Below are 12,218 nucleotides of genomic sequence, written 5' to 3'. Positions count from 1 at the left end.
GCGTCCCACCCTCCTCACCGGCACCCACACCGGGCGAGCACCGTCACGAACCCGTCCAACGCCCGCCGTGCTCCCGGCGTTCCCGTCGTCGCCGGCACCTCGTTGGCCACGAGTGCGAAGACCAGCACCCGCCCGTCGGGCGTGGTCACCGTGCCGGCGAGGCCGCTGACACCGGTCAGCGTGCCCGTCTTGGCGCGCACGACCCCCCGCGCGGCCGCGGTCGTCGCGTCGTCGAAGCGGCCCGACAGCGTGCCGTCGAGCCCCGCGACCGCCAGGTCGGCGATCGTGGCCCGCAGGCTCGGTGGGCCGGTCCTCGCGGCCGCGAGCCCGAGCACGTCGCCGATCGCCCGCACGGGGACCCGGCTGCTGCGAGAGAGGCCGCTGGCATCGAGCAGCTGCACCCCGGCCACGTCGACGCCGAGACGCTGCACCTGCTGGCGCACCCAGGCGCCGACCGCCGCGAACCCGGTGCCCGCCCGGGCCCGGGCCGCCGCCTGCCGGGCCAACGACTCGGTGAGGGCGTCGTCGGAGTCCTGCAGCGCGAGCACGAGCTGGTCGGCGACGGGCGCCGAGGCGACCGACCCGAGCGTCACCGCCCCGGTCGGCGCCCTGCCCGCTGCGGCGTCGGCGGTCGCGCTCACCCCCGCCGCGCGCAGGGCGGTGACGAAGGCGGCGAGCGCCGAGGCCCCCGGGTCGGCCGGGCCCGGGCGGCCCGGGGTGGCGCGCTGGGTCGAGAGGCCGATCGCGGCGACCGCCCCCGTGATCCCGCTCGGGCGGTAGTCAGAGCCCCAGGTGGGCGCGGTCGGCGGACCCGCGGCATACCGGGCGTCGAGGGAGACGCGCACCGAGGTGCGACCGGAGGCTCGCAGCGCCGACGCGGTCGAGGCCGCGAGGTCACCGAGCCCGGCGCGGCCGACGACCGCACCCGGGGTGCCACGCCCCGGCGCCAGCAGGGTGTCGCCGCCGGCCACGAGCACGACCGTGCCGGGGGCCGCACCACGCACCGCACGGGTGGTGAGGGTCGCACCGGCGGGGAAGGTCGTGTCGACGGCCGCGGCGGCGAGGAGCTTGACCGTCGACGCCGGGATGAGCGGCACGTCAGCACGGGTGTCGAGCAGGTGCGCGCCGGTGCTCGCGTCGCGCACCGTCACCCCGAGCTGGCCCAGGCCGGCCTCGGTGAGGAGGGGGCCCAGTGCCCTGCGCAACCCCGCCGTCGTCGGGACCGCAGTCGCCGGGCCGGCGGTCGGCAGCGGGCCCGGGCCGGTGGTGGCGACGGGCTGGCGGACGGTCGGCGTGGGCAGCGGGGGCGGTGGCGCGGGGGCCGGAGGGGGCGCCAGGGTGACCAGCCCCGGCGTGACGTCAGCCACGTCGAGGGCGCCGTAGGCGAGCAGCGCAGCCACGGGGAGCGCCCACAGGGCGCGTCGGGCGCTCGTGCGCGTCACCTGGGCTCCACCCTTGTTTGGTCGGGCCGGTCGTCATACGGGAGACTGAGCCCGGCCCGGTCGCCCGAGCCTAGGTCATCAGCCTGCGCGCCGTCCGGGGGCGCGGCCCGTCGAACTCCCGAGGAGATTCGGACCATGCAGTTCTACATCACCGTCGAGATTCCCAAGGGGGCTCGCAACAAGTACGAGGTCGACCACGAGACCGGGCGGATCCGGCTCGACCGGCTCCTCTTCACCTCGATGACCTACCCCGCCGACTACGGCTACGTCGAGGACAGCCTCGGTGAGGACGGCGACCCGCTCGACGCCCTCATCCTGCTCGACGAGCCGACCTTCCCCGGCTGCCAGGTGCTCGCGCGGCCCATCGGGATGTTCCACATGCGCGACGAGGCCGGAGGCGACGACAAGATCATCTGCGTGCCGGCCAACGACCCGCGCCAGGGACACATCAGCGAGCTCGACCACATCAGCGAGTTCGACCGCCTCGAGATCCAGCACTTCTTCGAGACCTACAAGGACCTCGAGCCCGGCAAGTCCGTCGAGGGCGCCCACTGGGCCGGTCGCGAGGGTGCCGAGAAGACGGTGCTCGAGTCGATCTCGCGGGCCCAGGAGTCCGGCCTCTCGACCGCCCGCTGGCCCGGGCCGACGCACCACTGAGCGACGCCTGGCCGGTCGCACTCGACGCAGCGTCGAGGCACCTGACGCACAGAGCTCCATGCGTCGAGTGCCTCGACGCTGCGTCGAGTGCGTTCAGGAGCCGGTAGGCCCCGTCAGGGACGGCCGCCGTAGGGCAGCAGGTCCGACATGGAGTAGATCGACGAGATCTTCACGACGGTGCTCGGGTTCGGCGCGTGGATCATCATCCCGCCGCCGATGTAGAGGCCGACGTGGTGGCTGCTCTCCCCGGAGGTCCCGTAGAAGACGAGGTCGCCGGGCTGGAGGGCGCTGATCGGCACCCGGGCCGTCGCGGAGTACTGGTAGCCCGTGTAGTGCAGCAGCGACACCCCCGCCTGACGCCAGGCCATGAGGGTCAGCCCCGAGCAGTCGAAGGAGCTCGGCCCCTGCGCGCCCCAGACGTACGGCTTGCCGAGCTGGGCCCGAGCGTAGGCCAGGACCGCCGAGACCCCGCCGGTCGGCGCCGGAGGCGGCGGCGGCGGCGTCGGGCGCGGGACGACGGGGGGCATACGCGGCCCACCACCCGATCCGCTGCCACCGCTGCTGCTGCTCCCACCACTCCCACTGCTGCCGCTGCTGCCACTGCTCGCGGGGTGCAGGGCGGCCTGCCGTGCGGCCTCTGCGGCAGCACGGGCGGCGGCCTGCGCGGCCGCCCGCTCGCGGGCCGTCCGGGCCGAGCGCTCGGCGGCGGCGGCCGCGGCCTGCGCAGCAGAAGCCTGGGCAGCAGCCTGACGGGCCTGGGCGGCGGCCCGGGCCAGGGCCGCCCGGCGGTTGGCCTCCTCGCGGCGACGTTGTTCCTGTGCGGCGAGACCGGCCTGACGCTGCTGCTCGAGGGCGACCGAGGTCTTCTGCAGCGTCGCGAGCTGGGCCGTCAGCAGACGGTCCCGGGTCTCGAGGCGGATCGTCGTGGTGCGCGCGACCTCGGCCTGGCGGCGGGCCTCGTCGGCGGCCGCCGAGGCCGCGGCGGCCGCCACGGCGCGGCGCTGCTCGGCCTCGGCAGCCTCCTGGCGCGCCGACTGCGCGAGGTGGCTGGTGGCCCCGGCCTCCTGCACGAGGCGGGCCCGCTCACTGCCGACGGCGTCGACCCCGGCCGCGCGGTCGAGGACGGCCTGGGGGCCTCCCCCGCCGAAGAAGACGTCGAGCTGGCTCGTGTCTCCGCCACCGCTCTGGTAGACCTCCGCCGCGAGGCGGGAGAGGGTGAGCTGGGCGTCGTCCGAGGCCCGCTGCGCGGTGACGGAGGCCCTCACGGCGGTGGCCGCGCGAGCCGTCGCCGCGTCGAGGGCCAGACGCGCGCCGGAGGCAGCCTCCATGGCATCGGCGGCGTTCTGGCTCAGCTCCGCGACGGCGGCCCGCGAGGCCGCCAGCTGCCCGTCGATCGCTGCGACCTGTGCCGCCGCCCCGCCGACCGCCGCTCTGGCCGCGGCGACCTGGTCGGCCGACGGGAACACCGGGGCCGGCTGGTCGGCTCGGGCCAGCGGGCCGACGAGCCCCCCGACGGTCACGGTGACCACCAGCCCTCCGGTGATCGACGCGACGAGGACCCGTCGCACTCGCGCGGCGCGCGTCACTCGACCGGTCACCCCGGCCTGGTGGGGGCTGGGGGGGAGGACACGCTGGGTGGGGGTCACGTGACCGTGGTCCTTACGTCTCGCGGGGGAGGTGCGCTGGGGCCCTCGTGGGGCCGGGTGCCGCTGACCCCTGGGGACAGTGGCGCGCCCCGAGACTAGAACCCATTCGTCACACGAGAAACACCCGTGACTCCAATCCCGTTGGAAACAGGCCGGATTGGGGAATCACACGGGTGTGACTCTGCGAATGACACTGATGTTTTTCCGCAGGTGGAGGGCCTTACCCGAACGCCTGTCCGACTGAGGTCACGGTCCCGTAACGATGCGGACAAATCGGGCAGGAAGGGGCTGATGTGCTCAGGCCTACCGCGTCGAGCCGCCGATCCCCGCGTGGGGAAGGGGCTGGCCGAGCCGGCCGGCCTGGTAGTCCTCGAAGGCCTGCATGACCTCGGCCTTGGTGTTCATGACGAACGGGCCGGCCCAGGCGAGGGGCTCGCGGATCGGCTTGCCGCCGAGGATCACGACGTCGAGGCCACCGGCGTACCGCTGGTCCTGGCGGGTGTCGGCCGTGAGAGCGAGCAGGTCGCCGCGACCGAGGACGGCCAGCGATCCCGCGCTGATCGGGGTGGCACTCGGCCCGACGGTGCCGCGGCCGCCCATGACGTAGGCCAGGGCGTTGAAGTCCTGGCGCCACGGCAGCTCGAGGCGGGCACCCGGCACGAGGCTGGCGTGCACCATGGCCATCGGGGTGTGCGTCGAGCCCGGCCCCGTGACCCCGGCGACGTCACCGGCGATGACGCGCAGCAGCGTCCCGCCGTCGGCCGAGGTGGCGAGGGCGACCTCGCCGGACCGCAGGTCCTGATAGGCCGGCGCCTTCATCTTGTCGGCCCGCGGCAGGTTGACCCACAGCTGGAAGCCGTGGAAGAGCCCACCCGAGACGACGAGGTGCTCCGGCGGCGCCTCGATGTGCAGCAGCCCGCTGCCGGCCGTCATCCACTGGGTGTCCCCGTCCGTGATGCTCCCCCCGCCACCGTGGCTGTCCTGGTGGTCGAAGATGCCGTCGATGATGTAGGTGACGGTCTCGAACCCCCGGTGCGGGTGCCACGGCGTGCCCTTGGGCTCCCCCGGCGCGTAGTCGACCTCACCCATCTCGTCCATGTGGATGAAGGGGTCGAGCAGGGCGAGGTCGACGCCGGCGAAGGCGCGCTTGACCGGGAAGCCCTCCCCCTCGACACCCGATGGAGCGCTCGTCACCGAGACGACGGGGCGCACGACGGCTCCGGAGCCGGGCGCGGTGACCCGGGGCAGCACGGTGAGGTCGGAGACGGTGACAGCAGGCATGGGACGCTCCCTTGGTAGTTTCGCTTTCAACTATCACAGGAACGTCGCCACGCGTCAAGATCTTCCCGCCGTCGACCGTCAGGTGCGCGGCCCCACGATCGCGGCGGCGACCGTCTTGGCGATGTCGGGGTCGAAGACGCTGGGGATGATGTAGTTCGGGTTGAGCTGGTCGGCGGTGACGACCGACGCGATCGCCTCGGCGGCCCGCAGCAGCATCTCGGTCGTCACCTGGTGGGCCCGCGCGTCGAGCAGCCCGCGGAAGACACCGGGGAAAGCCAGCACGTTGTTGATCTGGTTGGGGTAGTCGGAGCGCCCGGAGGCGACGACGGTGGCCCGACGCGACGCCTCGGCGATGTCGACCTCGGGGTCGGGGTTGGCCAGGGCGAAGACGATGCGCTTGGGCGCCATGTCGTCGATCCACTCGGGCTTGAGGACCCCGGGGGCGCTGACCCCGATGAAGACGTCGGCCCCGGTGACCGCGTCGTGCAGGTCGCCACGGATGCCGCGGGGGTTGGTGCGCCCGGCCAGCGCCAGCTTGGCCGGCGGCAGGTCGGTGTCGTCGCGGTGCAGGATGCCTTCCTTGTCCCACACCACCACGTCGACGGCGCCCGCCGCGAGCAGCAGCGACACGATCGCCGAGCCGGCTGCGCCCGCGCCGGAGACCGAGATGCGCGCGTCGCCGATGGGCTTGTCGATGCAGCGCAGCGCGTTGCGCAGGGCGGCCAGCACGACGATCGCCGTGCCGTGCTGGTCGTCGTGGAAGACCGGGATGGAGAGCCGCTCGCGCAGCTTCGCCTCGACCTCGAAGCACCGCGGCGCCGCGATGTCCTCGAGGTTGATGCCCCCGAAGCCGGGCGCGATGAGCTCGACCGCCCGCACGATCTCGTCGACGTCCTGCGTGGCCAGGCAGATCGGCCACGCGTCGATGCCGGCGAAGCGCTTGAACAGCGCGGCCTTGCCCTCCATCACGGGCATCGCCGCCTCCGGCCCGATGTTGCCCAGGCCCAGCACGGCGCTGCCGTCGGTGACGACGGCGACGCTGTTGCCCTTGACCGTGAGGCGCCACACGTCCTCGGGGTGCTCGGCGATGGCCATGCTGATGCGGCCGACTCCGGGCGTGTAGGCCATCGACAGGTCGTCGCGGGTGCGCAGTGCGACCGTCGGCTCGACGCTGATCTTGCCGCCGAGGTGCAGCAGGAACGTGCGGTCGGACACCTTGTGCACCGTGACGCCCTCGACCAGCCGCAACGCGTCGACGACCTCGTTGGCGTGGTCGCCGTTGGAGGCCGAGCAGGTGAGGTCGATGACGAGCCGGTCGTGCCGGGACTCCACGATGTCGAGGGCCGTGGTGATGCCCCCGGAGTTGGAGACCGCGGTCGCGAGCTGCCCCACGACCGCCGGGTCGATGCCCGTGTGCAGTCGCACGGTGATGGAGTAGGACCCCGTCGTCGCGCGGGCCCGCGTGATGGTCTCAGTGCGCGTGGCCGCGACCTCGTCGGGGCTCTGGTCTGCTGGTGTCGGGATGGGCATGCCCAGCATCCTGTCACTGATGGGCGCCCCGATTCCCCGCTGACTCGTCGAGCCCGCTCAGGGGTCGATCGCGAGCGGCAGACGGGTGAGCGCGGTGTGCCGGTCAGGAGGAGGGACGACGTCGGGCCCGGAACCGCCCACCGGCAGCGACGACGGCCTCGCTGCGGCCTGCCTCGCGGCCGGCTCGTGGGCGGCGAGCCACGCCGCCCCACCCGCTCCGCTGCCGGACCGGACCACGGAGGCGAGCGGCCACCGCGCGACGAGCCGGGCGGTGAGCTGCTCGAGCAGGAGCTCGGAGGCGAAGAGCCCCCCGGTCAGGACCAGGGGGGTGTCGTCACCCGCTGGTCGCACTTGTTGCACCGACCGCTCGAGCCGGTCGACAGCGCCGAGCACGACGGCGACGGCGTCGGCGTCGCCCTCGCGGGCCAACCCGACCACGAGGGGAGCGAGCGCCGACAGCGCGAGGGGGGGGCCGGCATACAGGATGCGGATGAGGTCGTCGCGGCTGCCGGTGGGCCGGCCGACGACCGCGAGCCGTACGGCACGGCTCAGCGGGTCGTCGGGCAGCTCGCCGCCGTGACCCGGCCGGGGCGCGAGCAGGTGGCGCACCGCCTCGCGCCCGACCCACTGACCCGACCCGTCGTCGCCGAGCAGCCAGCCGAGGGAGTCGCCGACCAGGCTCTGCTCGAGGTCGCTCACCTGGACGGCGCCGGCACCCGTGCCGCTGATCACGACGGTGCCGTCGCGGGCGCTGGTGCCGGCGCAGAAGCCGACGAGGGCGTCGCCGACGACCCGGGGCCGGCCCTGCAGACCGGTGGCTTCCCACATCCGGGCGAAAGGCCCGTCGAGGGACGCGTAGGCCGCGAACCCGGCTGCACCCATCACGGAGGCGACCACCCGGCCGGGGTCGACGCCGGCGAGGGCACCGGCCACGGCCTCACCGATCCGGGCCACGGCGACTGCCATCCCGACGCCGTGGGGGTTGGCGCCCCCCGATTGGCCGCACCCGACCCTGCGCCCCCTCAGGTCGGCCACCAGGCACCGGGTGCTCGTGCCGCCCACGTCGAGACCGAGCACCAGCGGGGCGCCGGGGCCGGGCGGTGCGGGGGTCTCGCTCATGACCGGCACATCATCGCCGAGACGGCAGTTCCCCGGCGCCATGGGGGGAGCGCCGGGGAACCGGGCCGCACCTGTCGATGCGGGATCTGCCGTCCGCGAGAGCGGTGAGGGGGACCACCGTTCGTGCGGCCGGTGCGGGGGAGCACCGGGTCGTGCTGGTGATGCGAGCCCGGCGATGGGGGGCGCCGGGGTCCTGCGGGGCGAGCGGCTGGTGTGGGGGGACACCAGCCACTGTCGGTGATGGAGCGGGTCAGGGCCGAAGGCCGAGCACCGAGTCGATCTCGGAGCCGCCGAGGCGACCGGTGAGACCGGCCACCGCCTCGACGAGGGCGCCGACGAGCTCGATCTCGTCGCCGAGGGCCGAGTCGAGAAGCTCCCCGAGTCCGAAGTCGTTGCTCATACGAAAACCGTATGGCCTCGGGGAAGCCTCGAGCCGCGTCTTTACTCTTTCCTTAAAGTTGTCCCGACAGAATCATCCGTTCGGCCGATGCCCCGCTCCTGGAGCGGTCATCGGGCGCGACCTCACGCTCACGAGGCCCCGATCCGGCCCTGATCGCCCGGTGCCGACCCCGCCGAGGCGGCAGTCACGGCCAGGCCGCGACGGCCGCGAGGGCCGCCCGCGAGGGACCGGACCATGGCCGGTGTCGGTGCGCTTCCTCGACTCCGCGGTGGTCAGCCTTCGGATTCCGTAGGTCACCCCTCTCTCGTTCGGCACCGCAGCCCCGTCGTCGTTCACCTGCAGTGTGTACGGTCGGCGTCTGTCGCCTGAACGCCGGGTTTCCGGCCGCAACCCCTCCGAGGACTCCGATGGTCAGCGCCGCTCCCCCACTCGACCAGCTCTACAAGCTCACCCGGGACCGTCTCGAGGTCGTCCTCGACGGCGAGTCGCTGCTCGCGGTCGCCGCGCTCGAGGCCTGGGTCAGCGTCTGCGAGGACCTGCACGCCATCGACGCCGACCGCAACCCGCGTCGGCTCGCCGCGTCGGTCTACCGGGTGTCCCAGCAGCTGGTGCTCGCCGCCGATGGCACCCCGCCCGACGACGTCGTCACCCTCGCGCGCCTGTGCACGGCGGGTCGGCGGGCTCAGGACCTGCTCGTCCGGCTGGGCAGCTGACGGGCTGGGCAGCTGACCGTCTGGGCCTCCGCTCAGCGCTCGACGACCAGCGTCTGCAGGGGGATCGGGCTCGTGAGGTCGTTGAGGGTGACCAGGAAGCGACCCCGCTCGGGCAGGGCGACGTCGACCGACAGGTCGGTGTCGGCGGTCACCCACACGAGCGGGTAGCTGACGTCGTCGCCACCGATGCGGGTGCGGATCTCGAGAGGCCCGCTCGCCCGGGGCGCGCGCACGACGACCTGCACGGTGGTCCCCTTCATCGCTCCCAGCCGGATCGAGGGCCCCGCCGACGGGTTCGCTGAGGGGCTGGGTGCGGGGCTCGACGACGATGCCGGCACGACCTCGGTCGTCAGCTCAGCGAGGGAGCCACCCGACCTGGGCTGGAGGAGGGTGACGACGACGAGCGCGACAGCCAGCAGGGCCCATGGCAGACCCCGGAGGACCAGCACGTGCGTGCGGCGGACGTACTGCGGTGACGGTGGACGCGGCAGGCGCGCCGCCAGGGCCAGCCCGGCCAGGGTGAGGGCGGCCACCCCGCCGGCCCAGGTGCGCGGGCCGGTCCCCTGCAGCGCGAGCCCCAGCGCCCCACAGACCAAGGCCGTCCCGCTGAGGCAGCGGGCGAGGACCTCGAGCTGGCCCCGTGCCCGCCAGCGGGCGAGTCGCTCGCTCACGGCGGTGACGGCGATGACCGCCAGGGCGGCGCCCACGACGGTCGCGGCACCGCTCGGGCCCGCGACGACCGCGCCGACCGCGAGCACGGCGGCTGGAAGCAGGTCGGTACGACGAGCTGTGGCGACACCGGGAGCGGCCGCCCGGGCCGCGGGGACCGTCCGGTCGGGCCCGTGCTGTCGATCCGCGCGCCGAGCCCGGAGATGCGCCGCCAGGAGGGTCCCGACCAGCACGACCGCGGCGCCCGCGGCGGCCGACGTGAGGCCGACGGGCTCGGCCCCGAAGGCGACGAGCGCGAGGACACCCGCTGCCGAGCCGACGACGAACCGGGCGCGTGGCGGGGCCTCGTCGACAGAGGACACAGAGGCCACGACAAGGACGGCGAGGTGCACGACGACCGGCGCGAGCAGGGTCACCACGGTGGCCGTCGTGACCGGTGACAGGCCGAGCAGCTCGCTCACCCGCGAGGGGGACGGCCAGCGTCCCTCACCGTCCTCGCCGAGGACCACGAGGCCGAGGCCGGCCGCGGCGAGTGCCGAGGTGGAGAGCAAGACGCGGGTGGCGTCCCGCAGCCGGGGTAGGAGAGTGGCCGCGAGCAGCACGGCCAGGAGGATCCCCAGGCCGGCCGCACCGCCGGTCGTCACGGTGGGGAGCGCGCCGGGAAGAGGGAGCCAGGGCCCTGCGGCTGACGAGGGCCCTGCGGCTGACGAGGCCCCGGAGGCTGATGTCGGTCGCGCGCTCAGCCCGACGACCAGCAGCCCCAGGGCCACGACGACCAGACCGGGCCCGGGTCCGATCCGCGACACCATCGACAGGGGGGCCGCCACTCGCGGCTCCGTGGCCACGACGGGGGGCCGGGTGGTGGGTGGAGCAGTCATGGGCGCGCTCCTTCGGGCTCTGCTCGACACCGGGGCCGACGCAGATGAGGCCACGCACTCGGTGGACCAGACCGCGCCGATCCGCCGTCCTCCCTACGGGACGGTCTCCCCTGGACCGAGGGGTTCACGTCCCCCATTACACCCCGCTGTCCGGGGCTGCGACACCGTTGACGAGAGTGAATTCCGTAGGTACCACAGGACAATTGCCGTTATATCCGTGCCACCATGACAAAATTAGCGCGGAGTTGCGAGGAGTGCGCGGTGGGTCAGGACGTGCCTCGTGCCCGTGACCTCAGCTCATCAGAGAGTCGAAGGCCCCTCGGAACGACGGGACGCGCACGACCTCCACCGGGCCGATGCCCTGCGGCAGCTCGTGCGGCCAGCCGGGCCCGCCGAGCACGACTCGCACCGGGTGGGCGCCCGGCGGCACGGTGACGACAGCGGTGTCCCGGCCCCGCGGCATGGAGGCCCACAGGAAGATCCGGTCACTGCCGGTGCGCTCGACGGCGCGCGAGATCGCCTCGCTCGGCATCCTGGGGCCGAGGAAGCTGCAGGCGACCCCGTGCCGGGCCAGCTCGGCCTCCAGGGCGAGGACGGGCAGGTGGTGCTGCTCGTCGTCGGCGGTGGCGAGCAGCACCGGCACCGACGCGAGCCGCAACCCGGCTGCGCGAGTGATCGCGCGCAGCTCGGAGCCGAGGAGCTCGCTGGCCAGGTGCTCGGCGTCGATGCCCATCTGACCCTGTTCCCAGAGGGAGCCGATCATGCGCAGGGCCGGTGCGAGCGTGTTCTCCCACGCACCGATGAGGTCGGGCTCACGCATCACCTGACGCAGGAGATGGCTGAGGGTCGCCGCGTCGTGGACGGACGCCGCCGAGACGATGGCGCGCGACGTCGCCGGGAGCGGGTCGGCCTCGACCTTGCGGTAGGAGGACGGGGCGCCGTCGTCGGCGAGGCTGCTCTCCTCGTGCGCCGGACCCTCGAGCCCGGACCGCTCCGGAGCCTCCCTCAGCAGGTCGTCGTTCCCGAGGGCCAGTGCGGCCGACGCGGCAGCTTGTGCCGGGACACCGGAGGCCGTGAGCCGCGCCATGGCGAGCACGCGGAGGACGTCGACGTGGGAGTAGCGCCGGTGGTTGCCGGTCGTGCGCTCGCTGGGGCCGATCCCGTAGCGGCGCTCCCACGATCGCAGGGTGGAGGGGGCAAGTCCGACGCGGTCGGCGACGACGCCCACTGGCCAGCTGAGTTGGCTCGGCATCGAACCTCGGTCGGTGTCGGGAGTGGGATGTGCGACGGGGGTTGCGGCAGCGGGACGACGACGGTCATCAGGATCGACCGCGCCCTGATGACTCAGGGATTCAGCCATGGGTGCGACACATCCTCTGCTGACGCCGACCCGCTGTCTTCGGCCTCTTAAACGTCTGCACATCAACTCTAGGACTCAGGACCCCATAGGTCTTGTGCGGTGAACAACTTTCTGCATAGGTTCTCCCCCTACGACAAAAGCGACGTATCACGATTTACTCCCGCCTCGTCCCTCCTCGCCCTTTCCGACCTCCCACCGCGACCACCTCACCTGGAGGAGCTCCCCTTGCGCACCCTCTCCGCCTTCCCCGCCCCCGCCCTGCGCTCCTACGACTGGCAGCAGCAGGGCCTCTGCCGAGGCCTGAGCTCCGAGAGCTTCTTCACCGAGGACCGCGAGCAGGGACAGCAGCGTCGTTCCAGCCGCACCCGTGAGGCCAAGGAGATGTGCGCTCGCTGTCCCGTCATGGCGCTGTGCCTCACCCACGCCCTGGCCATCCCCGAGACCTACGGCATCTGGGGTGGCACGACCGCCGCCGAGCGCACCCATCTGTCGCTGCGCGCCACCGGCTGACGCTTCCGGCCTG

11 protein-coding genes are annotated in these 12,218 nt (G+C 73.6%); 3 read left to right on the top strand and 8 right to left on the bottom strand.

The features are described 5' to 3' along the window. Nucleotides 1–14: 14 nt before the first annotated feature. A complete protein-coding gene (gene dacB / locus V3N99_14110; GenBank protein MEO3937875.1) occupies nt 15–1,442 on the bottom strand; it encodes a D-alanyl-D-alanine carboxypeptidase/D-alanyl-D-alanine-endopeptidase in 1,428 nt (475 codons plus the stop codon). Nucleotides 1,443–1,577: 135 nt separating this feature from the next. On the opposite strand from dacB, the gene V3N99_14105 reads away from it, so the two are divergent. Further along, entirely contained in the window at nt 1,578–2,099 is a 522-nt protein-coding gene (locus V3N99_14105; GenBank protein ID MEO3937874.1) for an inorganic diphosphatase, read from the top strand. 113 nt (nt 2,100–2,212) lie between these two features. Here the strand turns inward: V3N99_14105 and V3N99_14100 are convergent, their stop codons facing one another. The 5 genes from V3N99_14100 to V3N99_14080 all read right to left on the bottom strand — a co-directional run bounded on the left by V3N99_14100 (nt 2,213) and on the right by V3N99_14080 (nt 8,075). Continuing rightward, nucleotides 2,213–3,745, bottom strand: coding sequence for a C40 family peptidase (locus tag V3N99_14100; protein MEO3937873.1), 1,533 nt, complete (start codon nt 3,743–3,745; stop codon nt 2,213–2,215). 303 nt (nt 3,746–4,048) lie between these two features. Beyond that, the gene (locus V3N99_14095) at nt 4,049–5,026 is read right to left on the bottom strand and encodes a pirin family protein (GenBank protein ID MEO3937872.1); all 978 of its coding nucleotides are present in this window, start codon (nt 5,024–5,026) and stop codon (nt 4,049–4,051) included. Nucleotides 5,027–5,104: 78 nt separating this feature from the next. After that, nucleotides 5,105–6,556, bottom strand: coding sequence for an NAD-dependent malic enzyme (locus V3N99_14090; protein MEO3937871.1), 1,452 nt, complete (start codon nt 6,554–6,556; stop codon nt 5,105–5,107). Nucleotides 6,557–6,613: 57 nt separating this feature from the next. Beyond that, a complete protein-coding gene (locus V3N99_14085; protein ID MEO3937870.1) occupies nt 6,614–7,675 on the bottom strand; it encodes a BadF/BadG/BcrA/BcrD ATPase family protein in 1,062 nt (353 codons plus the stop codon). A 250-nt stretch (nt 7,676–7,925) separates the two neighbouring features. After that, entirely contained in the window at nt 7,926–8,075 is a 150-nt protein-coding gene (locus tag V3N99_14080) for a hypothetical protein (GenBank protein ID MEO3937869.1), read from the bottom strand. A 407-nt stretch (nt 8,076–8,482) separates the two neighbouring features. Between V3N99_14080 and V3N99_14075 the strand changes: the two genes are divergently transcribed. Next, nucleotides 8,483–8,788, top strand: coding sequence for a hypothetical protein (locus V3N99_14075; GenBank protein ID MEO3937868.1), 306 nt, complete (start codon nt 8,483–8,485; stop codon nt 8,786–8,788). Nucleotides 8,789–8,820: 32 nt separating this feature from the next. On the opposite strand, the gene V3N99_14070 is transcribed toward V3N99_14075, so the two are convergent. Beyond that, nucleotides 8,821–10,335, bottom strand: coding sequence for a hypothetical protein (locus V3N99_14070; protein MEO3937867.1), 1,515 nt, complete (start codon nt 10,333–10,335; stop codon nt 8,821–8,823). 292 nt (nt 10,336–10,627) lie between these two features. Next, nucleotides 10,628–11,587, bottom strand: coding sequence for a MerR family transcriptional regulator (locus tag V3N99_14065; GenBank protein MEO3937866.1), 960 nt, complete (start codon nt 11,585–11,587; stop codon nt 10,628–10,630). 333 nt (nt 11,588–11,920) lie between these two features. Here V3N99_14065 and V3N99_14060 point away from each other — a divergent pair, with 333 nt between their 5' ends. Continuing rightward, a complete protein-coding gene (locus V3N99_14060; GenBank protein MEO3937865.1) occupies nt 11,921–12,205 on the top strand; it encodes a WhiB family transcriptional regulator in 285 nt (94 codons plus the stop codon). The last annotated feature ends 13 nt before the right edge of the window (nt 12,206–12,218 follow it).

The sequence above is a fragment of the Dermatophilaceae bacterium Soc4.6 genome, assembly GCA_039889245.1.
GTDB lineage: Bacteria > Actinomycetota > Actinomycetes > Actinomycetales > Dermatophilaceae > Lapillicoccus.
This window is presented reverse-complemented; position numbering and strand designations above follow the sequence as displayed.

Bases quoted from the DNA above. Each gene is read 5' to 3' on its own strand.
- V3N99_14105 (MEO3937874.1), top strand. From the start codon at position 1,578: ATGCAGTTCTACATCACCGTCGAGATTCCCAAGGGGGCTCGCAACAAG.
- V3N99_14095 (MEO3937872.1), bottom strand. From the start codon at position 5,026: ATGCCTGCTGTCACCGTCTCCGACCTCACCGTGCTGCCCCGGGTCACC.
- V3N99_14090 (MEO3937871.1), bottom strand. From the start codon at position 6,556: ATGCCCATCCCGACACCAGCAGACCAGAGCCCCGACGAGGTCGCGGCC.
- V3N99_14085 (MEO3937870.1), bottom strand. From the start codon at position 7,675: ATGAGCGAGACCCCCGCACCGCCCGGCCCCGGCGCCCCGCTGGTGCTC.
- V3N99_14080 (MEO3937869.1), bottom strand. From the start codon at position 8,075: ATGAGCAACGACTTCGGACTCGGGGAGCTTCTCGACTCGGCCCTCGGC.
- V3N99_14075 (MEO3937868.1), top strand. From the start codon at position 8,483: ATGGTCAGCGCCGCTCCCCCACTCGACCAGCTCTACAAGCTCACCCGG.
- V3N99_14070 (MEO3937867.1), bottom strand. From the start codon at position 10,335: ATGACTGCTCCACCCACCACCCGGCCCCCCGTCGTGGCCACGGAGCCG.
- V3N99_14065 (MEO3937866.1), bottom strand. From the start codon at position 11,587: ATGCCGAGCCAACTCAGCTGGCCAGTGGGCGTCGTCGCCGACCGCGTC.